Origin of the sequence: Bradyrhizobium sp. CCBAU 51765, from assembly GCF_015291725.1 — a bacterium.
In the GTDB taxonomy this organism is placed as follows: Bacteria; Pseudomonadota; Alphaproteobacteria; order Rhizobiales; family Xanthobacteraceae; genus Bradyrhizobium; species Bradyrhizobium liaoningense.
This window is the reverse complement of sequence record NZ_CP030038.1, coordinates 7,077,397-7,098,976: the sequence shown is the minus strand read 5'-3', so window position 1 is coordinate 7,098,976 and position 21,580 is coordinate 7,077,397. Positions and strand designations below refer to the sequence as shown.

Annotated in this window: 20 protein-coding genes; 12 read left to right on the top strand and 8 right to left on the bottom strand. The window is 57.6% G+C overall.

From position 1 onward, the window contains the following. Nucleotides 1–307 precede the first annotated feature (307 nt). Entirely contained in the window at nucleotides 308–490 is a 183-nt protein-coding gene (locus XH96_RS33055; RefSeq protein WP_194389620.1) for a hypothetical protein, read from the top strand. Between the two features lie 655 nt (nucleotides 491–1,145). On the opposite strand, the gene XH96_RS33050 is transcribed toward XH96_RS33055, so the two are convergent. Continuing rightward, nucleotides 1,146–1,466, bottom strand: coding sequence for a hypothetical protein (locus XH96_RS33050; RefSeq protein WP_194389619.1), 321 nt, complete (start codon nucleotides 1,464–1,466; stop codon nucleotides 1,146–1,148). Nucleotides 1,467–1,483: 17 nt separating this feature from the next. Further along, nucleotides 1,484–2,935, bottom strand: coding sequence for a hypothetical protein (locus XH96_RS33045; RefSeq protein WP_194389618.1), 1,452 nt, complete (start codon nucleotides 2,933–2,935; stop codon nucleotides 1,484–1,486). 1,111 nt (nucleotides 2,936–4,046) lie between these two features. Between XH96_RS33045 and XH96_RS33040 the strand changes: the two genes are divergently transcribed. Continuing rightward, entirely contained in the window at nucleotides 4,047–4,352 is a 306-nt protein-coding gene (locus tag XH96_RS33040; RefSeq protein WP_027564842.1) for a hypothetical protein, read from the top strand. Nucleotides 4,353–4,403: 51 nt separating this feature from the next. Here XH96_RS33040 and XH96_RS33035 read toward each other — a convergent pair whose 3' ends face one another. Beyond that, entirely contained in the window at nucleotides 4,404–4,598 is a 195-nt protein-coding gene (locus tag XH96_RS33035) for a hypothetical protein (RefSeq protein WP_194389617.1), read from the bottom strand. Between the two features lie 684 nt (nucleotides 4,599–5,282). Between XH96_RS33035 and XH96_RS33030 the strand changes: the two genes are divergently transcribed. The 4 genes from XH96_RS33030 (at nucleotide 5,283) to XH96_RS33015 (ending at nucleotide 10,644) form a co-directional block, all read left to right on the top strand. Continuing rightward, entirely contained in the window at nucleotides 5,283–5,996 is a 714-nt protein-coding gene (locus XH96_RS33030; protein ID WP_194389616.1) for a hypothetical protein, read from the top strand. 1,508 nt (nucleotides 5,997–7,504) lie between these two features. Beyond that, nucleotides 7,505–8,293, top strand: coding sequence for a hypothetical protein (locus XH96_RS33025; RefSeq protein WP_194389615.1), 789 nt, complete (start codon nucleotides 7,505–7,507; stop codon nucleotides 8,291–8,293). A 131-nt stretch (nucleotides 8,294–8,424) separates the two neighbouring features. Then, nucleotides 8,425–9,360 carry a hypothetical protein gene (locus tag XH96_RS33020; protein WP_194389614.1) on the top strand — a complete coding sequence of 312 codons (936 nt, stop codon included), beginning with the start codon at nucleotides 8,425–8,427 and terminating at the stop codon, nucleotides 9,358–9,360. 1,068 nt (nucleotides 9,361–10,428) lie between these two features. Beyond that, nucleotides 10,429–10,644: a hypothetical protein gene (locus XH96_RS33015; RefSeq protein ID WP_194389613.1), complete on the top strand. Its 216-nt coding sequence runs from the start codon at nucleotides 10,429–10,431 to the stop codon at nucleotides 10,642–10,644. Nucleotides 10,645–10,927: 283 nt separating this feature from the next. Here XH96_RS33015 and XH96_RS33010 read toward each other — a convergent pair whose 3' ends face one another. Further along, nucleotides 10,928–11,152, bottom strand: coding sequence for a hypothetical protein (locus XH96_RS33010; protein ID WP_027564838.1), 225 nt, complete (start codon nucleotides 11,150–11,152; stop codon nucleotides 10,928–10,930). A 202-nt stretch (nucleotides 11,153–11,354) separates the two neighbouring features. Between XH96_RS33010 and XH96_RS33005 the strand changes: the two genes are divergently transcribed. Next, on the top strand, nucleotides 11,355–12,434 hold the full coding sequence (locus XH96_RS33005) for a Fic family protein (protein ID WP_246789850.1): 1,080 nt from the start codon (nucleotides 11,355–11,357) through the stop codon (nucleotides 12,432–12,434). 868 nt (nucleotides 12,435–13,302) lie between these two features. Then, on the top strand, nucleotides 13,303–14,109 hold the full coding sequence (locus XH96_RS33000; RefSeq protein ID WP_194389612.1) for a hypothetical protein: 807 nt from the start codon (nucleotides 13,303–13,305) through the stop codon (nucleotides 14,107–14,109). A 110-nt stretch (nucleotides 14,110–14,219) separates the two neighbouring features. Here the strand turns inward: XH96_RS33000 and XH96_RS32995 are convergent, their stop codons facing one another. Then, nucleotides 14,220–14,753 (bottom strand): hypothetical protein, encoded by a 534-nt coding sequence (locus XH96_RS32995; RefSeq protein ID WP_194389611.1) that lies wholly within the window; start codon nucleotides 14,751–14,753, stop codon nucleotides 14,220–14,222. Nucleotides 14,754–15,710: 957 nt separating this feature from the next. On the opposite strand from XH96_RS32995, the gene XH96_RS32990 reads away from it, so the two are divergent. Continuing rightward, nucleotides 15,711–16,598, top strand: a complete 888-nt coding sequence (locus XH96_RS32990; RefSeq protein ID WP_194389610.1) for a TauD/TfdA family dioxygenase — start codon at nucleotides 15,711–15,713, stop codon at nucleotides 16,596–16,598. Between the two features lie 1,128 nt (nucleotides 16,599–17,726). Here the strand turns inward: XH96_RS32990 and XH96_RS32985 are convergent. Then, nucleotides 17,727–18,014, bottom strand: coding sequence for a helix-turn-helix domain-containing protein (locus XH96_RS32985; protein ID WP_092218203.1), 288 nt, complete (start codon nucleotides 18,012–18,014; stop codon nucleotides 17,727–17,729). Nucleotides 18,015–18,720: 706 nt separating this feature from the next. Between XH96_RS32985 and XH96_RS32980 the strand changes: the two genes are divergently transcribed. The 3 genes from XH96_RS32980 (at nucleotide 18,721) to XH96_RS32975 (ending at nucleotide 19,850) form a co-directional block, all read left to right on the top strand. Next, nucleotides 18,721–18,909, top strand: a complete 189-nt coding sequence (locus XH96_RS32980) for a DNA -binding domain-containing protein (protein WP_347710921.1) — start codon at nucleotides 18,721–18,723, stop codon at nucleotides 18,907–18,909. A 163-nt stretch (nucleotides 18,910–19,072) separates the two neighbouring features. Continuing rightward, the gene (locus tag XH96_RS39500; RefSeq protein ID WP_092218206.1) at nucleotides 19,073–19,267 is read left to right on the top strand and encodes a transcriptional regulator domain-containing protein; all 195 of its coding nucleotides are present in this window, start codon (nucleotides 19,073–19,075) and stop codon (nucleotides 19,265–19,267) included. Nucleotides 19,268–19,313: 46 nt separating this feature from the next. After that, on the top strand, nucleotides 19,314–19,850 hold the full coding sequence (locus tag XH96_RS32975; protein WP_194394354.1) for a DUF2285 domain-containing protein: 537 nt from the start codon (nucleotides 19,314–19,316) through the stop codon (nucleotides 19,848–19,850). Between the two features lie 242 nt (nucleotides 19,851–20,092). Here the strand turns inward: XH96_RS32975 and XH96_RS32970 are convergent, their stop codons facing one another. Together XH96_RS32970 and XH96_RS32965 are read right to left on the bottom strand one after the other, a co-directional pair. Then, complete coding sequence (locus XH96_RS32970; protein ID WP_246789849.1) at nucleotides 20,093–21,001, bottom strand: LysR family transcriptional regulator; 909 nt, start codon at nucleotides 20,999–21,001, stop codon at nucleotides 20,093–20,095. 161 nt (nucleotides 21,002–21,162) lie between these two features. After that, a complete protein-coding gene (locus XH96_RS32965; RefSeq protein ID WP_035730210.1) occupies nucleotides 21,163–21,444 on the bottom strand; it encodes a helix-turn-helix domain-containing protein in 282 nt (93 codons plus the stop codon). Between the last annotated feature and the right edge of the window lie 136 nt (nucleotides 21,445–21,580).

The window sequence follows — 21,580 nt, the reverse complement described above, 5'->3', positions numbered from 1 at the left end:
GATCGACGCAACCGTTGGCTGGCCTGCCTTGTCATAAGGAACGTCGTAACGGGGAACGGCACAGCCGGAGCACGCGCCAAGTAAGATGAGGATTAGAGGAAATCGGTGCGCGTAATGCAATCGCTTGCCCCCCAACAATTAGTTGCAAGTGCGTTTATCGCACTAACCCTAAGCGCACTCACCCGGTCTCCAGTGGCACACCGCGCCCAAGGCTCTCGCCCGCTCGCAGCAGTCTTTCTTTGTGAGATGAGGAATATGAAAGTCTGCCTCGCCCGGAGGCTTGATCGTGCAGCAACCGAGCGCTCCCATGCGCTCTGGTATTGCCGCGCGTACCTGCGCTGTGGTTGCAGCCTTCTTCTTCGCTGCGGTTTTTCGTGTGGCGACCTTTTTTTTGCGAGCCGCTTTAAATATACGCCTTTTGGCAGCTGCTTTCTTTCCGCGAGAACCGCTCTTTGACGGCCTTTTCATCAAAGCACCCCCTAAAAAATGAGCCCGGCAATGTAAAGTTGTTAAAGCATCAACAGATAGCAATCACGCCAAAATTGCAATAGCGAAGAATAGTGTGCTGGCGTTAGGAGGTGCGGGCAAATAGCCCTAGAACGCGATGCCCTAGTGCTCCGTCTTGCCGCTTTGTTTCACCTGCTGTTCGCTGCTCTTGGCTAACCCCATGTGGAGCACGGGTGGTTCGCGGGGCGAACGATTGGTTCGATCAAGAATGAGCATAATTGTTTTCCGCAATATATGGCAGGGATGATCATCTACGTGAGAAGCGAGCGCTGCAGAAGTTCGAACTCATTTGGGAGGGTTGCTCAGCTGACAAGCCTGTGGCCTTTGAGCTGACGATGCTCGGGGCAGTCTGGCGTCCGCTGCAGGACAGGGCGCATGCACCGTTCTCGCCCTTGCTTATCGCCAAGCGGGCCGGGTAATGGACGAGGTCATTAGACGCCACTTGGCTCGGCAGCGATATCAGGCTTGAATTGGATGTCTGGCATATCCGCACGGTACCGGTCTGAGTTCGTGTGGCCGCTCCGACCAATATCTCGGGCGAGCCACGTGCTGCAGCATACATCAATATCGTCCTGCGGCGCGTGACCTCCATCGTTTATCCCCAGTCGGACCCCGGCAACGGGCGCGATGCGCTACATTCAATCGGGGCATCCTTGATTGATCCAGTCGACGATCTCGAGGACTTGAGGGTCGGGTATGAAGGGACCGCCCTTGGGCATCCGAAGCGCGGGGCTGCTGATACCCGTTCGCAGATCCACGACCAGATTCGTACTCGCTCCATCGTGCCCGATCAGCTCAGGTTGGATTAGGCGCTTTCCGTGCCCAATCGCTGCGAGGAGGTTTGCCTTCGTATCCCATTTGAAACTGGCACCGTGGCCACTGAGATCGGCTTCCCCGTTGGCTTGCTGCCACGTCGCCATACCTTGATCGAGAATTTCCTTCACTCGCCCAAAACCCATTTTCCCTTCCCTCGCGGCTACTTTGAATCGATGACGAACTTTGAGAATATGTGACTGACGTTCAGTTTCTTCGCCTTCAGGACGACGTTGCCGTTCAGATCCTTTACGACGCGGGTATCGTGACAACTGAAACAGTTCACGAAACTGTTCTGAGTGAAGGACTCCATCGCCATGCTGGAGAGGCCGTCTTCACCGGCGACGATCGCCGCAGGATCGTCCGTGGTCATGCCTGCCGGATTTTCAATCTTCATGCCGGGCGCGAAGCGCTCGGGCTTGTCCATCCAGATTGCACCGACGAGTCGGTAATTGCGGCGCGGATCGTTCGGCGCATTCTGCGCGAAAAGCGACGCCATGGACTTGTTGAGATCCACGATATCTTCGTCCTCATCCGTCCCGGCGCCAACGGATTTCGATCCAGGAAACATGCGATAAATCGACGTTTGTAGCGGGTTGCCGCCGCTGAGAAACGTCTGGCTCCTCTCGTCGAACGACGATGCCATTATGGCGTCCGTCAAGAACTGATTTGCCGCCGAAGCAAGAGTGCCACCCTTGTATAAAACGAAGTCTTGCGCCTTGACCGGGCCATCCACGCCGCCGGGCAGTCCGTTATCGGGAGATGGTTGGGAAGCGGCGGCTGGTGCGAGGTCGCGCGTGCCGTTCGCGTCGACGTGCTCGAACGTCGCCCAAACGAATTCCGGATGGCCCTCTGGTATAAAGACCACGTGAAGGGCGAGCAGCGCGACGGTCTCGCTCCGGAGCGGGGCAGATTCGTCGACTTCTAGGAGCTGTCCGTTGCGCTTCAACGTTGGGACACTCGCCTCGACCGTGATGTAGTTCGAGGGAACGTTTCCCTTTGAGACGACCCGCCAAGCCGATTTCAGCTCGACCGCTCCTTTGGGGAGTTCGAGGTTTGCGTCGGCGTTCTCGACGGCGGCCTTGGTGGTCAACTGCTTCGACCGGACAAAGTCAGCGAAGGTCTGGTTCATATGAACCGCGTAGAAAATCGGTTGGCCGACTTGATCGATTAGAAGCCCGGCGAAACCCGCCTGGCGCACGCCCGCGTTTATCGACGTTGCGCTGTTCGGTCCCGGAAGCCGCGGCGTGTCGGTCGTAGGATCGTTCGATCCTTTTAGCGCGCGCGGTGCCAAGGCCAGCAAGTTCAGCCTTTTAGCCGCGAACGTTGGTGCGACGGCAGGCCCGAAGACGTCGCCGATGGTCGGATAAGACAAGAAGGCCGGACTTCCATTCGTGGGCTGGGCTGCGAACAAAAAGTTCTGCCAGGCTGGCTTGTAGAAGACGCAGTCAGGCTCCGGATGGGGGGGCGGCCGATCAAACGTCGGAGTTGGGGTTTTCGGTAACCACTGAGGATCGGCGACGCATTCTGCGTATCCCGCACGAGGCAGCAAGACACCCACGATGAACAGGACGCTGATCCGAAGATAGAAAAACAGAGACGGATTATGAGCCACGGAATTCCCTCCGCGAGGTTGAAACAAAAAATCGGAATATCGAAGTCAGGTCTAGAGGGAGACGTCGGAATTAGAGGCAGTCGCTATCGGACCGAGCGTCGACGCCGTCGAGTGGGCGCGATTAAACAACAGAAGATTAAACAACGGAAGAAGTGACACGATGCTGGTAACGATCAGGAATATTGACAATAGGATTGTTACGTGGTTGTGCCGCAATTTTCAATTGCAATTTTGTCGGGGCGGAAGTGTTTCGTTCTGCGATCGTCGCGTCTCTCTTGCTGTCCAGCAATTCAACTCGCAGCGATGCAGCGTGGCCTGAAGGACTACGCTTAGAGCAATACGACAGGCTTTTTGACATTTGTCGGCATTAGAAACCGAACGTTGAAATCTGCTGTCAATTGGATGTCAGCTGACACGTAACAGCGGTGGCGACGGCCCCAACCCCAGCGGACCTAAGCGATGACTCGGAAGGAAGTGGTCAGCTGATGGCGACTTAAGGCACTCGGAATGGCTTGAGCCACAGGTGCGCGACGTGTCCTCTCCGTGATCGAGACGTCCAAGCGGCTGAATAGTGCGCGGAGTGTTGGGCTCTTCCTGTTTTGCGTCGCTGACGAGCTGCACAGAAGTGATGCGTTGACTCATGCTTGGATGGACGATCGCGGCCGTGGCATGCGCCTCGCGTAGAGGCCACCCTTCGCTGTGATTGCGAGAGATTGGTCACTTAGCGCCACCGGTTGTCTCTTTGCTGAAGAGGCCGTTGAACCTCATCTCGCCGCAACTAGCTCAGGCGGACGACCGACCTTGTCGAGTTGTAAGCTAAGATCAGCATCGATCCGTATGAACGGCCGGCGCCGCGTGAGCGCGAGCCGCGTTATCGCTCTCACCCGGACCCAGGGCGACGGACCTCGAATCAGCGGATAACGCAACCTAGAAGAGAGCTCATAAAAGCGGGGTTTGGACACGCCCAGGCAGTTGGCACATCTAACGTAAATAAAAGGGCTTGCCGCTTTTTCCCGGTCTGCTGTAGAATCTTCTTCATGCGAGGATTCGAGGGAATAGGCGTTCAGTTCCGGATTTCGCAAATTCATTTGAACTTCTGTGGGGACACGCGATGGCTAAGCCTGCCGTTTCCCGTGACGCCTTTCGAGGCTTGTTCGCCTTTTATGCGGCCAAGGCCCACCATGATCACAACGGTATCGCCGAGGGCCGGCTCCTCAAACTATTCGGATCGAGCGAACACATCCCCGACGGGCTGTTGGAGTTGTGGTCATCTCGGACCGAGCTGATTGGCTCGGACGCTATTGGCAACATAATGTCACCACTCGCTCATCAGATCCTGGACGGCGCCGCACAATACAACCACGCCAGCGACTTCCTTCGTCGACTGTTGCGAGAGTTAGACCAAGACGACCATTAACCGCGATTGCGAGTGGCTGACGCTGACCTGTGGGAGGCTACTCTGACGGTGCTAGCCCATCGCCTGGATATTCGACGCTGCACCTCGAAACACGGCGACGAGCCGATCGCGGTCCCAAAGCTCAACGTCGTGCTCGCTATAGATTTGTTCGGCTCGACGCCCCGCCGCCTGCTCGTCGATGCAGTCGAGCTTTGCAGCGCAAATCACGTGCCTGTTGCTGTCCACCACGAACACTTTGTACCGCATAATGGAAGTCCCGTCCTCTAGGGGGGGCCGCCATCGCAGTCGATAGGTTCGTTTAAGGCAGTGCTAAAGCAAGCGCTGGCGCGAGGAACGTTTGTACGCATGGCATTTCGGCTAGACCGGCGTCCGGGCTCTTCGATCCCGACGGCGCCTGCGGTAATACAGGCCCGGTGCAGTGCGCCACAGGGTGCAATCTGAACGCGTGCCGAAGCGAGCGGCTCGAGCTTAAGATAGCATTCCCAGCATCATCAAAAATACGCCCAGCCAAGTTGCCGTCCGGCTCGGCGCCTCGTTGCGGGCTCTGCAATGAGCATAAGCACGTCGATCGGCCTAGTCGGAGCTTCGGACCCAGTCAGCGTATCCTTGGCCTGCGCGGCCGCTAGAAGTGGCGCAACATCGAATTGATCTTGGCTCGACACCGAGAACGTGGGCGGGCGGCATGTGCTCGGCGATGAGGCTCGCCGACATCAGAGCGGTGCTCGTACCGAGATCGCGGTCCGAATACAGCGCCGTGCCAGCCGCACAAGGCCGCAAACGGTCGTGGAGACGAGCTGCTGCCCGTCGCCAGAGATCTCACTTTTGGTTTCTTGCGCGACCTGTCGCTGACTTATTCGTGCTGCGGGGCACGGCTGTTAAGAGTTGGTTTAGTTCCCGGCATGATCATTGGGGACCACAAGGGACCCGAGCATGCAATTTCGCCATGCGAATACCTTGGAAAGGATTGAGGCGGTCGCCGATCGCGGACATGGCGAGGTCGCGTGGCCCGTCACGCTCGACCAACTGGATTTCTCGACCTGCAATCGTGATGAGATCCAGGCGCTGTTAGCGCCAAGCGGCCATTCAAAATCCGCTATTTGGGTCGTCGCGGTCGCATTGGTTGGAGGCTTTGGATTTGGTTGGGCTGGTGCTTGGTATGCCCCAGCAGCTGTCTCAGCTGTCTATCGAATTGCTCAGATAGAAACGGCTTCGCGCCGCATGCCGGACACAAAACTGAGCGGTAAGGTCGAAAGCGCCCGAAAGCTAGCATCAGAATCAAGCTGGCGAACACCGCCTCGTCTAAGTCAGCCCGCCACAGTCACCGCGAACCTTGCTCCGAAGTCTCTGACTAAAGCGTCGAGTGGGGCGCAATTGGGAGATGCTGTCGAGCCGGACATGTCTGTGACGGGGGCGGTCCGGCCTACGACGCCGCTTGTGTCGGTCCCCGAGACACCGCCGACGACTGTGGTCGGCTGGGCAGTCCTCGACGTTCGCGGCGGAACGGCGGTGCTTGAAGGGCCCGATGGGATTCGAATGGCTGCACGGGGCGACGTGATCCCCGGCATCGGGCGGGTCGACTCGATCGTGCGATGGGGCAATCGTTGGATAGTTGCGACAGCAAGCGGCTTAATCTCGACGCGATAGGGATGCACGCTTGCGACGAAAAGGTATGCCATACATTTTGGCCGTCCACTCACCAGGTTGGAAACCAAACAAAAAGGCGTGGGCGAGCCGACAAGGTCAGTTCAACTGCAGCTTGCCCGAGCTGAGCGGGTAGGACCGGACCTTCGCGGAGGCTGGTGGGCCGCTCCAGTTGGCCCCATCGTCTCCGCAGAAGACGGAGGCGATCGGGCCTGTCGCAGGGCTATGATTGCAAGACGCCTGTCTGGGCAGAGGTTAGCCCGTTTGTTTTCCTGCTGAAAGGGAGAGGATGTGGAGCGCACGCTCTGCCTGCTCCTTCGTCAAATTGGCTGCCCACTCGCTTCCAATCAGCGCAGGCCCCTTGCGCTCTCGATCGTAAACCATCCAGCCTAGACTTCCCATTCGAACCACAAATCTGCTTAGCGACGGCGCATTTCCAATCACAAATGGCTCCCAATTCCCTGCTGTGCCGGCAAATAGGTCGTGTCGCCTCTCGAAGGCTTTCGTATGCGAATCCAGTCCAGGAATGACCCCCGACGCTCAGGAGAGCGGCGTAATACAATTACGGTAACATAACAGCCAATTCGCTGAATGGTTGTGAGCTAGTTCACAGGAAGGCCGCGGTCCGCCGCGCCGCGACTAAGTTTAAGAGTGCGACTTCCGGACCACCTATCGTCCCCCCCGAGAGGGCGGCACTGTACACGCAAAGCGAAGGTAACAGCGTTGACGGAATAAGAGGAATCCAGGGCACCCCGGGTGGTGCAGGAGGCGCGGGTGGCACGGAAGAACGCTAGAATTAATCAATGTTGGAAAGAACCCGTTGCCCATGAGCGCGTATTCCTTCTCCGCTCCCGCAGGCGCTAACGGGGCCGTCGGAGACGGAGGGCTGGGTTAGCAAGGTGGGGACGGAGGACATGGGAGCTTGAGCTGTGGAGGAGGACACGGGGAAGCCACTGGTCCTCAAGGCCCCAAGGGGCCGATCGGACCGGTAACTACTTTGCCGGCGGCTACGGGGTTGTTGATCGTTCAAAACCTTGATCTTGCCCAGGTGATTGACGCTGCGAGAAAAGCACCGAGCCATCATGAAGATTCAGAATCAGCCGCATTTGGAATGAAATCGGAGCTGCTCATTTCTGAATACGGGCTCCAGCCCTCAGCGGGGACTAAATTCCCCGCTCATTTATTTACGTTCGTTCGTGACCGCTCGTTCATCTGCGAGAGGTTTGGCGACGAACGCGACAACGCGTGTCGCGGCGAAGTCAGATGCGTTGAGTAACCTTCCTGAGATCGCACAAGCAGTGCAAATCATTGCACCTATCGACGCTTCATGAACTGCGAGACTTTCCCGACTGTGGAGGAGCCATTCGGGTGGATTACGGGCTCGGGTCCCATGATCGCCGGTCCGCTCACTCACCCGCGTTTATCATCTTAACCTGTGATCCAGTTCACTCTACGGCATCAGGAAAGCGGTAGGATGTGGGTGACTGGGACGCGGCTTAGGGAGGACAATCATGAAAGTGATTCGTGCAGCTCAGGCTGGACAGGGCGGCCAGGTCACCATTGCCTGTATCAATAAGGCAACCGTCGATCTGGGTGTACCTTTTGAAAAGCTGACGCGAGCGCTTCAGAAGTGCTATGACACCTACTTTCTCCCAGTGTGGGGCTACCCCGTTAAGCTATACAATACCGACGCTGCGAAGCCCTCTGATTGGCAATTCGTTTATTTCAACGATGCCGACGCGGCTGGTGCGCTCGGCTATCACGACCTCACAAAAGGCGGACAGCCCGTTTCCAAAGTGTTCGTCAGAACCACGTTAGCGGACCACCAATTGGTCAGCGTCACTGCGTCGCACGAACTGTTTGAAATGGTGATCGACCCGCTCGCAAACCTTTGGGCGGAAGCGGCAGACGGCACCGAGTACGCTTATGAAATGAGCGACCCAGTCGAGGAAGATACTTTTCTGGTCGACGGCATTCCGATGTCGAACTTCGTACATCCGGCCTGGTTTGAGCCGTTCAAGCACCCGCCCGGCACCAAATTTGACCATCTTGGGCTGCTCCGAAAGCCATTCAGCATGACAAGAGGCGGCTATGTGATCACGAAGAAGAAGGGAGTTGTAAGCGAGCAATTTGGTTCGCTCGCTAAGAGCGCCCGTTTTGCACGTGAAGATCGCGTCGGCCATCGCAGCGAACACCGGAAGCGAGAGGATGGTCTGCGCATTCCCGACAATCGCCGGAAGCGGCCAGTCGCTGCACACGGGACAAGCGCTGTGGAGTCGGCACTGCACGCCAGATCCTGATTAGGGAAAGGCGCCATTTCCGAACTCATTCGTTTGGTAATAACCATCCTGGGGACGCCGACGAGTAGTTTCTGACTCTCTTTACGCCTAAGTCCCAACTGAACAGATCAGGGATCCAAGGGAGGGGCAGCATGGCCGACGAAACCACGCTCTATCGCCTGTTCAGCCAACTTCCTGAACTCGAGAAGCAGGAACTCATGCGTGCCGCGGGTGTGTCCGATACGCGGCCATCGGTCCTTAAGAAGGATGGGTATGGAAGCGTTCCGGAAGGTGAAGCATGGGTGCAAAACAATCGTAGCAATCTCGCTCCCTTGATCCTCAGATGGATAGACCCGTCCGATGATGACGTCGCTGCTCTGGTGAATCAAGGAGACTTGAAAGCCGGCCATGCCGTATCCGAAGGAGTTGCCACAGCGTTCAACGTACGGTTTTCTTCGCCGTCGCCCCCTGATGATAATGGGATACCTCTTGGCGAACTCGCTGCCGATGCAGTTGCTTTGAGCCAATTGATGATTGTCCTCATGGCTGCTAATCGGCCATTTGGGGTGTCAACAGCGATGCCTCATGCCCAGGTCAGTGCGGGATCCGTTTCGTTCGCACTTGCTGGACCGGGTCTGTTGGGTTTTGGATTAATGGTTGTGGCGGCCTGCGGTGCAGGCATCATTTCCGCGCCGGTTCTTCTCCCCGTCTATGCAGGTGGCCGCATACTTGCGGCCGCAGGCGCGATTGAGACTGTTCTGAACTGGCGTCGCACCGTGGCCGAAACCAAGAAGGTAGGCCAGGAAACCCAAAAGATAGAAAAGGAGCGCAGTCTTCTCGACCTGGAAAGCTTAAAGAGGGAGCTTGAAATTCAAAAGCTAAGATTGGAAGTCAGGGCAGCCGAACCACCGGCGTCTTCCCTTGTGCCGCTAGATCAGGTGAAGCACGCCGCGCATGAGGCAAACGTTCCGTTGGGCTATGCGCTTCATATACTGAACCGAACCCTACCCACGTTTTTCGTCTTGCAGGGCAGGATGCCTGAGCGAGCAATAACCATTGAAGGACCTCTCGGGCCGCCACGACATTGACGGAAGCAGCACTGCTGCAGCGCCTATCTCGTGCACTCGTCTAGCCGCTTTCGTCGAAAGTATGTCAGCGCCGGTGCCGCGCGGCATCGAAGAACCCCATTCGATGATCTTCGCTCATCCACGGTTTGCGTGGCGGCGGCACTATATTTCGCAATCATTTCGGGCAGAGCGTGCTTCCCGTTCGGAGGTATCCTGGATGACGAGCACGTCGGGCGCATTGATCTAAGAGCGCAATGCGGCGGTAAACACACCTTGCATTTATGAGGGCCGCGGGTCTCGCGGATTCCCCAGTCGAACGGCGCTGAGTGGCCTTCGAACACGATGAAGCAAAAGCCGCGCGTGTTTACGTAAATGGAAGGGACGAGGGAGCGTGGATCAGGCTGGATCATGCGCTCGCTTGAATGCGGCGCCGTTCGACCCCCGCCAATAGTCGCTCGGTCGCCGCCACTGACGGGTGGCGGTGGCGTCGAGAAGCCGTTGCTCGACGTCATTCCAGCCCGCATCCGGACCGTATAGCCGGTAGGCATCGGTTTTCTGGATTTCGACGATGCGGCCGCATCGACTGCAGGAGACCCGCAGCACGTGCTGGTCGATCTCCGAAAGCCTCCGCGACTGGATAGCTGGATAGGGAGACCGGTCTGTCAGCGTCGGCGCCGGCGTCCTTGAGGACGGCATCCCAATATTCGGCCGGCATCGGGTCCGCCGCGCCTGTCTGGCGTGCGTTGGGTGCATCCCTGCCGCCGGCGCCGGCCATCTTTCCGTCTGCTTTGAGGTCGGCGTGCGCCAGCTCGCGGGTCTTTCGGAAGCCGTCTCTCGGGTCGTGCCTGAGTTTGAAATTTGGCCGACTTGACTAGGCCGCCGATGCGGCTGGAGCCGTGGTATCCTACAGCGACCCGCAACCGCAGAAGCGTTACAGCCCCGCAAAGCTGATCGGCATCGATAAGGACCTGATCCTTGGTTCGCCTGACGTCGCGCACATTTCGACGTCCTACGTGGAGCGCCAGAATCTCACCATGCGCATGTCGATGCGCCGCTTTACTCGGCTCACCAATGCCTTCTCAAAGGAAAGTGGAGAACCGCTATCACACACTCTCGCTCTATTTCGTCTGGTACAACTTCATCAAGCAGCATAAGACGCTTCGGATGACGCCCGCGATAGCCGCCGGCCTTGTCTCCTCTCCGCTGAAAATGAACGACATCGTGATGCTAATCGATCAGCGCGAAGACCCGCCGAAGAAGCGCGGGCCTTATAAGAAGCGAGCTGCGGTCGAGGCCGCCAACTGACGGGGGCTCTTATCCAAGGAGAAGAGCCCTAAAACTATAGGCTCCGCCAGCTACTCCGGCGAACAACAGAAATGGCTTTAAATTTCCGATCGCCTTGAGGGTGTCCGGGACGAAGACGCCAATTAGCAGGATCAAGGAGCTTGCGAACGTACCCGCGTTGAAACAGCGATCAAAGATCGCTTTATTCGCGTCGGTAGTTTGAGGTTTTCTGAGAAGATCTAAGAGGTAAGCGAAAATTACATACAGAATGAGAACGGCGCCTATAAAGACAAAGACGCTATCCTCATCTCTTGGAACGACCCACGAGAAAGTTTGCCACGACAAAACCGGTAGCCCCGCCAACTACGCCGCTGATGACACCGAGACCGAATGATAGCCTCGATTCGCTAATGAAGCCTATGATTGCACCAACCAAGACAATAGCGAGCACGGCGAAGCCAAAAAAGGCCTTGAAGCCTTCATTGAAGCTCACGCGGGGGGTCGCGATTTCATGGAAGAAGTGGGACATGATGTCACCGGCCTAAGCGGCATACTCTCTCTGGTTGTCTACTGGAGATAATCTTGAATCGTATGTCAACAATAGGTTTATTCTTGAGTTCCTTACGGTATTTGGACACCGCCAGGCGATAATAATCCAAACTAAGGCAAGACCGTCTCTCGATTGGAAAATAGAACGTAAGGTCGAGTGGACACCGCCACTTCTAAACGGCGTGTTCGCTCCCGGAGCGACGAAGGCCCTCGAAGCCGCTCAGGCGGCCTTCGGCAAGGTCGACGCCATCGCGGCCGAAATGAAGGACCCCTACATCGTCAGCCGGGTCCTGACCAGACGCGAGGCGGTCAGTTCCTCGTCGATCGAAGGCATTCAGACCACTCTCGACGAATTGCTTTCCGTCGAGGAGACCGGCGACAATAGTGCCCGGGACGAAACGCGCCAAGTCCGCAACTACGCTGTCGCCTTGGACCGATTCATCCCGAGAGCCGCCAAGGAAGGCTACGGCGTATTCACGATGGACCTGATCAGGGATCTCCATCGGGCCGTGATGAAGGACGATCCGGATTACCAGGACGTTCCCGGCGACCTTCGAGCGCGGGTCGTGTGGGGCGGCGGGAGTAAAGACATCGCATATTCAAGTTGGAATCCTCCGCCTCCTGCCGATGTTCCTGACTGCCTCGCGCAAACGGTCGACTACCTCCGGAATGAGGGGCTGCAGCAGATGACGCAAGGGTTCATTACGCGCATGGCGATTGCTCACGCTCATTTTGAGGCGGTGCACCCCTTCCGGGACGGCAACGGTCGTGTCGGTCGCCTTCTGCTTCCGCTCATGATGGCTGCGGAGAAGCATGTGCCCCTGTACCTTTCACCTTACATCGAAAGCAAAAAGGGCACGTACTACGCCTCGCTCAAGGATGCACAACAACGGCTCGAATGGGAGCCCGTCGTCACCTTCATGGCCGACGCCGTGACCGGTACCGTCGAAGAGCTCATCCGGACGCGCACAGCGCTGTCGGAACTATCCGAGCGATGGAGGGGCCGCCGAAAATTCCGAAGGGGATCTGCGGCCATGAGAGCGCTCGACAAACTTCACAATTATCCGGTGGTGACGGCAAAGCGGCTTGGCGACCTACTCGATGTCACCCCCGCACAGATTAATCAGGGCATTGCGCAGTTGGAGGAAGCCGGCATTCTGCACGAGCGGACCGGATACGCACGCAACCGAGTTTACTCCGCTCCTGAAGTGCTCGCAGTGATCAATCGTCCCTTCGGTGAAGAGCCTGTTCTTCCAGAATAGGATGATTCGACGGCCCCTACGGACCGTGACCGACACCACATGCGATGAGCTGACTGCTGCACCGCCGATTCCGCGCAAGGTTCTACACAGAATAGGTCAACCGCGCCCGGGCCGCTACGAGAAGCGAGTGAACGCGGTGAGGTACGCTCTTTCGAAACCGTGCCGTTCGAGAATAGTGCTTCGAATCCTTTCCTGCGCTCGCGGGGGCGCTCGGCCGGCAGATCCTTTGTGCGCTCGTCGATCATGCCGACGACTGCGTCCGTGAAATCGAGCGCTGGCGGAGATCCGGACGCGTAGGAGCGGTGTTTGAGAACATCGTAGAACGAGCCGATCGCCTTGAACCAGCCGATGGTGTCGGCGGCGAGCCACAGGAGGCCACGCGTCGAACCTTCTTTTCGGATGCGGTCGTCAGATCGAGCGGCGATCCTGGTCGAAGCCGCTCGGACTTTTCAGCAAGTTGCGAGTACGCCGATGCTCTCCTAGGTAGGAGCTACGGATGCTCTTCCGCGTTCGTCGACGTCGCTTCGCTACGTTGTCGCTAGCGGCCGCCGCAGAAGGTCGCCTTCGCGACCCGGACGTTAGTGGGTGACTGACCAATTTCAAGAGGGGACAGTTCCGCGCCCATCAAAAAATCCATCCAGTGAGAAGGATTGACCGCCGTCTGGCCCGGCCCAATGTCTTCTGGACGCGACGCCCAATTCGATAGAGGAGGTGAACATGGTCACTGAGGTTAAGGCCGACTGTTGAACACGGCCGGGCCGAGGGAGCGTGTCCCTCGGCTCGATAGCCCATGCGATTGTTTTGGGGCGGCGCTCGGTCGTGCCGCTCCGCCGAGTATTCCCGGTTCGACCCAACCTTGGACTTAGAGATGACTTCATCCGCTCTCCACTTGGCCGAAGCTTCGCGGGTATTTGAGCAGCCGGCTCCGAGGCACAGCCGTTGGCGAGCGACCGCCGCCGTTGCCCTTTTAGGCCTGCTGGCGGTCACTGCGATCCCCGTGAGCGAAGGTTTCTTCGCCGGCGGTCGCGCTGCCGTTGAGCAAAAGCTTTCGAGCGTTGGCGCCCGGGTCGAAGATTTCGTACCGGAAGAGCGAGGCAAGCTCTCCAAGCCCATCATCGGCGGCTTGCTGGCGGGCGCCGCTTCGACCGTCGGCAAGCGGGTTGCCGGCGTCTTCGTGGACGCTTCTTGGCCGGTCGCGCAGGCTTGGTTCGATCGAAAGACCCACAAGACAGATCAGATGATCTGGGCCGGCCCGCTGCACATAGTCGACGGAAAGCCCGATGGCCGTGACGACTCGGTGACGACATTGAAGTTCGATGGCGACGGCAACCTGGCTCTCGCGTACCGCCTCGCCCGGTTCTTCACGACGATGGGCCTCGACGTCGGCAAGTTCAGGATGTCCGCGACGGCCACGATGACGGATGCCGACTGCTCTTGTACCTATCGCTCGTACGGGCCGGAGATCGAAGTCTGGACCACGGGTGTCGTCGAGCAGACGTGGCTCTCCGAGAAAAACAAGCGAACCTACTTTGTCGCCGCCGCAATGGACCCGAGCGGACAACTGGCATCGGGTCAGGTCACGGCGAGCTTCGGAGGAGTTACGATGACGCGCCCCGCCGTCTTCGGGTCGTCCCTTGACAAACTGAATGCGGACAAGCGGCTTGACAACTATTGATATGACCCTGCGTTTACCGAGGGAACGTGTCTAGTTAGGCTGCCTCCTTACCCGATCAATGACGGGGGTTCGTCTTTACGTACGCCACCCCGCGGATATTTGGTCACTCCTCAGGCGCCGGACCGCTTTGGAGGGCCCATTCGTGGCTGGTCTTCTGCTTCATTCGCGCGAGTAGCTTCTCGATCCTCTCGAGATATAGGGTCTCGACGGCGCTCACGAGGTCCGGCCACTCCTTGGCGGCCTCCGATATCGTATCCGAGCGACAGTCCAAATTTGAGTTCAAAACGATTGTCCTCGAACCAGACCTCCAGCGCATTGGAAACCGTATCGTGTTCGTCGTTGTGCGCGAAACGCTTGTTTCTCAAACCGACCACCCGATCGTGAATGCTGCGCAGTTGTTCCGGGATGCTGTCGCGCGAAAAGCCGCTGCCGCCTTGTTGCAAGCGTACGTAGGTGACTACGATTACTGTCGTAAGCATCTCAAGCTCGAGGAAAGCCTCCATTTTCAATTCGAATTTGTAGGCAGATAGCCGCTTCTGCACATGCTTCAAAGCCACCACGGCGGCAAACGAGTTCAAGACCCTGATAAGCTGTGACAGCTCGTGGTCGACGGACTTGAGGATGACGCGCCCATCATCCGCCATCGCCTGGACATGATCTCTCCATTCCTCGGGGGGTATTACATCGCCTCTTCGGGCAGAAGGTAGTACTCTCCCGCATCTTCTTGATGAGAGATCAGATCGCCCTCCGTCTACGCCATCGGCGTGGATTCCTCGTTCGTTGTGGCGGCGACGCGTTCCGCGTGATCGTTTGTGAGAGAGCTACAAAGCCAAATGGCCTGCACTCAGTAACGAATATCTACGTCTCCGGGCAGAACCAAAGGCAGGTCAGGGCGGGGAATGCATTCGTGCCACGTGCAGATTTCGAGAAAATCGAGGGATTAAGTCCGTTGTTAAGCTGCATCGGAAGTTGCAGCCTCCTTCTTTTGCGCTTCTGCCGCTAGTGCATGACAGTGGGTTGTCAAGCTGATGAAACGCGTCGCGCGTTGAACAACTCCAAGTCGCGAAAATATTATTGCGAGCCCGTTGAAGTGGTGAATTATATGAGTTACATCTTCAGGTAGATCTTGCTTACGTCCTATGGGCTTCGCGAGTGCATGCCGCGAACCAGTTCCAATCTTTGTCGTGCGCATGCGGCCGTGCAGGATGGAGGCACGACGCACTCGTTGTTCGAGGATTTTCCACGCATGAGTTCTGAGGCGACGCGAACGTCGCGCGAGCTCAAAAAGAAAGCTGGTTTCGTTTCATGGACTGGACATGGATTGCGTCTATGATCTGCACTGTTGATCAGGCTGCAAATCGATCTGCTGGCCTCATATGCGAGTGTCCTTCGATGAGAACGGCACGAGGCATGTCGCTACGCAAGGGAGTCGGATTCTTAGATGCTGGTGGTGTGTATCAGAATTCAGCCGCCTAATTGAGCGGCGCGTGACCCACGCTCGGACAATTCGGGTGTGTAGCGTCAAGATGGTTTTGCCGGGTTTGTCGCCAGACCCGACCGCCACTGAGCCTGTTTAGACATCCACAGAAAGAGGCACCGTCATGAGTGAAACAATGGCTGTCGAAAATGTCATTCCGCGAGCAGACATCGTCAAGCACGCGGAGAGGCTTGGTGCCGAAATCAAGAACATTGCGCTGTCGGACGATTTGGCTGACGATGTCATCTTAGCATTCAAGCGGCTTCTGCTAGAGCATAAGGTCATCTTCTTCCGTGACCAGGGACATCTCGACGATGCACAACAGCAGCGTTTTGTGCTCAGGCTCGGCTCGCTGATATCGAATCCCACAATGGCGGACACAATGGGCGGTTTAACGATCCGGCAGGAGCTGTCTGATCCCGCCTGCAGTCATCTCAACCAGATGAACGATGAGCGGGTCCGCACCGCCATTTCGGTGCTGCGGCTCGCAGCGGTCCCGCCTCTTGGAGGCGACATGGCTTGGTCGAGCAGGGCGGCCGCTTATCTTGATCTTCCCCATCCCCTGCGGATGCTCGCAGATAACCTCTGGGCTGTGAGCTTCGTCGCATCTGATCTCACTGCGACAGAGCGGGCCACCGAAGCCAACAAGCGGCCTTGGTGGGGCGTATCCACTGGAACGATCTACGAAACGACACATCCGATTGTTCGTGTTCATCCCGAGACCGGTGAACGCATGCTATCGCTCGGTCGTTCTGTGAACAACTTCGTCGGCCTGCAGCGCTATCCTAGCCAAAAACTGTTTGAACGGCTGCAATCCTATCTTATTGCGCGCCGGAACACCCTGTGCTGGCACTGGAAATCAGGCGACGTCGTCATCTGGGACAATCGCGCGACGGAGCCGTATCCTGTTAGCAAATCCAGCAGCCCTCACTGGATGATCGACCAGCTTGCGACTGACGCCCGCGTACCGCACGTGAAGAGGCCAAGATCAAGGGCGGCAAAGGCTGCCTGACATTGTCGGCACCTCCCGGATCGCGTCAACGTCTGCAGACCCAAGACTAAGTTGCGGCCCTGCAATGTCGAGCGGAGCGGCCGGTCTTATGCGCGAGGACCGGCTAAGGGGCGCAGCTGCCACCTGCTAGGCTTCTTCCAGGCCCAATAGCATCAATCTTCAGGCATCGTCTCTGCTCGCCGGTCAAACCGATGACGCTGCATTTTGATGATCTGATCCATCCGTTGGCTCTCGCTCGGCGAGCAGCATCCCCTTCATCTTATCGGGATAGTCAGGCCGGCGTAGCTCACACCCAATTCAGAGCATACTCGCCACCGTTGGATGAACTTGATTCACAGCGCCTGCGTCGGCTGAAACTATCCCGCTCGAGATGGTGCCTGCGTCTTACGTGTCCCATAAACAAACCGTCAGTGGAGCCTTTCCAGCAGCCCCTCAATTTCGCCACTGCATGGGCGCCACACTTTCCCGATCTTCATCGAGCGCAAAGGTCCCATCCTCGAGGCGGACACCGGCTTGATTCTCCGCCCGAAGCTCTGGAGAACGGATCTGCTCTCATGCTCTTGCGCAGCAGGATAGCAAAGTCCCTCCATACCCTCGCGGACTCCCGGTTGGGGCGCTGCCATCACTCGAACTGCACCGTCGACCCCAAACAGGCTCTTCGATAATATCGGGTTCAAGCGGTCGTCGGTAGGTTTAGGCGAGCGGCGCAACCTCATTTCGAAGATGCTCGGCCTTAGAACAGGCCGCTCCGATGGAGCGCTAAGCGGAAGCCTGCCCGGGCCACATCGGCTCGAACGAGATCGGAAGCGCCGGCTGTAGATTCATGAAGCAGGTGGACCGGCTGGCTTCCACCCTTGTTAGCGCGGCGTCCCACCAAGGTTGCCGCGATCGCGCTCGCCAACAAATTCGCCAGGATGGCATGGGCAATGATGGCCAGGAACCAACCCTACAAGGAACCGGCCGCTCTCACGGCGCAAGCGAGATCACTACGGGATTCGGGTGTGATGTAACGGTTCGAAGGGCGAAAAGCACTAATGCAGCCCGGTCGATCCGGCGATCAGGACAACCCACATGGGCCATGACATTCTGGCTCGATTCCGCCCAAGCGTTAGCCGAAACATGGCTCTCTCAATAATTACGTCTTTTTCGGCCAAGCCGTGCCGGCTTGCGCCCTCTGGACATCGGCTTGGGCGGCATTGCACCTTTAGCCGGCTGTGTGAATAATTCGGACAAGTGAATACCCAAAGTCGCGGCGATGCGTTCCAGGAGATCAATCGTCGGGTTCTCTTTCTTCTGCTCAATGCGCCCCATGTATGAGCGGTCGATCCCGGCATCATAGGCCAATTGGTCTTGCGGAATGCCGCGCTCTACGCGGATCCGGCGCACATTCCAGGCCACAAGCGCACGAGCGTTCATGCGCAGAGGCAGCCATTCCGATGATTATCAAACCACTGGTTATAGCCAGACTATTACGATAAGCTCGCACCAGCAGTGGCTGTCCTCCCCAATTGCTTCGAGGGATCAGCCAACGGTGAGATGCAGGTGCAGCTAGCGCGTGCCCGTCATCTCATTGACCATCACAAGCGTTCTCGCGGGGCAACAGCTTGCGATGAGCAGCAAAGAAACTCCGCTCAGAGGTGCCGGCGGCGTTTTTCCGAGCGCCGCAACTAGATAGGACGAATGTTCACCTGCGGGTCGAAAGGCAAACGAATATTCTCCAGTTGGCCGGTTCTGGTGATTGCCTTTCACGAGTACGACCGGGCCGTCACCACGGAGCACCATGTCTTCCGCCAGGAACAGAACAGCAAGGGCGGCCAGTCACAGGGCACATCTGCAATCGCTTGCAGTATGGACTGGCAATGAACAAGCGAAAGCGCAGGACGGAGCCACCAGGTCAGTGTGAGCCGATATGCGATTGCCATCTCAGCGCGAAAAGGAATTCGGCGTGCGACTATTGGACGGGTACCAAAACGAACTCAGATTAGTTATCGTTGCTCTGATTTCGGTAGATTTTTCAGCTGGGTAGGAGTTTCAGGCAGTGCCAGCCGAGCCGAAGGTCGCAGAATTGGCGCCCAGCGTCGACGAGCTCACGTCATATGACAGGGAGCACGCCGTTGCCTACATGCGACTGCTTGATGCGGACGCTGACAAGGCAGATTGGCGCGAGATCGCGCGAATTGTGCTTGGGCTTGACCCCACCGTTGAGCCGGATCGAGCGCGACGCACATTCGAAAGTCATCTGACTCGGGCCAAGTGGCTAGCGGGCCACGGCTATCGCGACCTGCTACGTAGCGGTTGGCCAAAACAATGATCGGCGCGGACATCAGGCGCGCCAGAATGCGTCGTGATCGTAAAAATTGATCATTCCATCGATTAAGTGCGTTCAAGGCGTGCACACGGTAAGCAAGCAGCCGGAAAGCGCCACAATCATCGGCTGCATTCCCCGCGCCAAAAGATTGCGCGGGAAAGGTGCGATGCCAAATACTGACTGGAGATCTGAGGAAGCGTACAGCGGCCTGAAGAAGGCGGATGCTGCCGACCTGGCCTGGGAGTGGCTGCGCCGGGATCGCGACTACCAAGAGGATTATAAGCGGCTATCTCGCCGCGAACGTTCAAGCGCAGCGGCGGGCGAGTTCCGACGCAAGTGGGGACTCTCGTTTTCCTGCTGATCCGCAAAAGACCTTCGACAAGCAAGCAGTCTTCTGGGCACCCGAGGTGCTGCCGACCGTACTTTCTGTGCGGGCGGCCAACTGCCTTGCGCCCAAAACCTATCAGCTCGATTTCGACAATTTGCCGGGCAGCGAGCTTCGCCGTGCGGCGGATGGTTGGCATGCGATCGTGCCGCTCGGGGGCACGAAGCATCGCCTCTGGCTAAGAGAGCTTCCGGCAAGCGGATATGCCGTCGTCGTTGATCTGCCGCTCGATGCCGATTTCGAGCTTCGCCTGGGGGCCGCACGTCGATTTTGGCTCGCCCTTGAGCGTCGGGCGCTCGGAATGCCTCCTCTTGCTTTGCCTGCTTTGAAGCAGCATCGGCTAATTCTTGCGCTGCGCGCAGTGGATGGATGGCAGGAAGGAAATAGCTACCGCCAAATCGCGCAAGGCCTGTTTGGAAGCCGTCGTATTGCCGAGCGCGCCTGGAAAACAGACGATTTGCGCAGCCGAACCATCCGACTAGTTAAGCTGGGGCGGCGTCTCATCCGCCTTCGCTGGCGAGCATTACTCACCAAACGCAGGGGCAGGGATGACAAGTAAAGGGTTGCGGCGCGATAAACGGCCTCCCTCCATTTGCCTGCCAATTCTTCTGCCATGGCACGATGGCGGCCAGGATAGAATCTTTGCGCTACGATCTCTCATTGTTGGCGTGTTCAATTTCTGCACTAGAGCGGCGCCATCTCCGTTAGGCTTTGACGACTGCGCTGAATGTCTTCTTAAGTTGAGCGCCTAGACTTGAGCATTGATCTCCTGCTGTGCCGAATTGAGGACACCGCTAGACCTCAGGCGGCCTGCGCAGGTGCGACCTTTTTGCAGAGACGAGCCAGCCATCGGCAAAAAGAACGTGCGAGCTCGGGGTGCGCGCTGCGATCTACGGCATAGGCGCGATATTGCATGCCACTTGGAGCGCGGGTGCCAGGGACGATTTGCAAAGCGCCCCCTCGCACGAGGTCACTGACGATGATTTCCGGCGCGACAAGAAGGCATTTTCCTGTCATGACCGCCGGCAAAGCAAGATAGTTGTGATCATACCGCGCCCCCGCTCGTATGTCGCTGGAAGACAGGTTCATGGCCCTCAGCCATGTCGGCAGGATGTCGGGGCGGGATGTGATGTTCAGTATAGGGGTTGAGCGGACAATCGAGAGCTCTTTACCCCCGACGAGATTTGGCGGGCCGACGCACACCAGCTCCTCTTTGTAGATTTCCCAACTGTCGGCGGATTCGATGACGGAAAGATCCCGTGTAATCAAAATATCGAAATCATCCGCAGATGTCGGCGGCGCCAGCGAGCTGACGATGTCCACAATAACGCCACCCGCTTCAGAAGAGAAAGCCTGCAGATTTGGAATAAGAAGAGAGAACGCAAAGGTCGATAGTGACGTGCGAACCACAATACGATTCGTTCCTACGCCTGCACGGCGTCGCATTCTCTTCGCGGTGAAGCTTACAGTTTCGAGCGGTTCAGACACTGCGTTTGCGAATAGCCTCCCGAATTCGGTCAAATCGCTGCGCCGTCCACGCCGCTCGATGAGATCAGCACCCAGATAATCCCGCAGCACAGCCAAATACCGGCTGACAGAACTTTGCGTTGTTCCCAAAGTGGTCGCCGCGCGCGTGACGCTGCCTTCGCGGGCGACCGTCACAAATGCGCGGATGGCATTTAATGGAACTTCATCGTCTTGAGCCGCCATTGTCCCCTCCGGCACCAAAATGAACATCCATCACATTATTCGATGCCCATAGCCGGGTCGCTGCGTATCATGGGTCGGCAACGCATGAAATCCTCGTGGAAGCGTCATACCGGCGCCGGTACCGCGACACGATCTGCGTCCCAGCTGGTGTTTGTCTGGGGCTAAGTCCTTTTGCCGCGCGCCGGCTTCGGCTTGCGACCTTTAGGTAAGGTTGCAGGTGGCGGCGCGCCCTTGGATGGCCGAACAAACAGCTCGGAGACAGCTACGCCGAGGGTCTCGGCAAGGCGATCGAGAAGATCGATTGTCGGGTTCGCTTGTTGGCGCTCAAGTCCGCTCATGTAGGAGCGATCAATTCCCGCATCGTAAGCCAATTGCTCTTGCGGAATACCGCGCTGGACGCGGATCCGGCGCACATTGTAAGCCACAAGCGCACGAGCTCTCATGCGCGAAAGCAGCCATTTCGATGGTCATCAAACCACTGGCTATAACCTACCTAAAAACATCCCGAAATTAGAAGGTTTTAGGATCGAATTATCCCATGCGTGCCACCGTGTCGGCTTTCCTGGACGCTACTGGGAG

Coding starts and splice junctions, on each gene's coding strand:
- XH96_RS39500 (WP_092218206.1), top strand. CDS start 19,073: ATGCCAAATACTGACTGGAGATCTGAGGAAGCGTACAGCGGCCTGAAG.
- XH96_RS33010 (WP_027564838.1), bottom strand. CDS start 11,152: ATGTCCCACTTCTTCCATGAAATCGCGACCCCCCGCGTGAGCTTCAAT.
- XH96_RS33055 (WP_194389620.1), top strand. CDS start 308: ATGCGCTCTGGTATTGCCGCGCGTACCTGCGCTGTGGTTGCAGCCTTC.
- XH96_RS32970 (WP_246789849.1), bottom strand. CDS start 21,001: ATGGCGGCTCAAGACGATGAAGTTCCATTAAATGCCATCCGCGCATTT.
- XH96_RS33030 (WP_194389616.1), top strand. CDS start 5,283: ATGCAATTTCGCCATGCGAATACCTTGGAAAGGATTGAGGCGGTCGCC.
- XH96_RS33040 (WP_027564842.1), top strand. CDS start 4,047: ATGGCTAAGCCTGCCGTTTCCCGTGACGCCTTTCGAGGCTTGTTCGCC.
- XH96_RS33025 (WP_194389615.1), top strand. CDS start 7,505: ATGAAAGTGATTCGTGCAGCTCAGGCTGGACAGGGCGGCCAGGTCACC.
- XH96_RS32965 (WP_035730210.1), bottom strand. CDS start 21,444: ATGAGAGCTCGTGCGCTTGTGGCTTACAATGTGCGCCGGATCCGCGTC.
- XH96_RS33000 (WP_194389612.1), top strand. CDS start 13,303: ATGACTTCATCCGCTCTCCACTTGGCCGAAGCTTCGCGGGTATTTGAG.
- XH96_RS33020 (WP_194389614.1), top strand. CDS start 8,425: ATGGCCGACGAAACCACGCTCTATCGCCTGTTCAGCCAACTTCCTGAA.
- XH96_RS32980 (WP_347710921.1), top strand. CDS start 18,721: ATGCGACTGCTTGATGCGGACGCTGACAAGGCAGATTGGCGCGAGATC.
- XH96_RS33050 (WP_194389619.1), bottom strand. CDS start 1,466: ATGGGTTTTGGGCGAGTGAAGGAAATTCTCGATCAAGGTATGGCGACG.
- XH96_RS32995 (WP_194389611.1), bottom strand. CDS start 14,753: ATGGCGGATGATGGGCGCGTCATCCTCAAGTCCGTCGACCACGAGCTG.
- XH96_RS32990 (WP_194389610.1), top strand. CDS start 15,711: ATGAGTGAAACAATGGCTGTCGAAAATGTCATTCCGCGAGCAGACATC.
- XH96_RS32985 (WP_092218203.1), bottom strand. CDS start 18,014: ATGAACGCTCGTGCGCTTGTGGCCTGGAATGTGCGCCGGATCCGCGTA.
- XH96_RS33035 (WP_194389617.1), bottom strand. CDS start 4,598: ATGCGGTACAAAGTGTTCGTGGTGGACAGCAACAGGCACGTGATTTGC.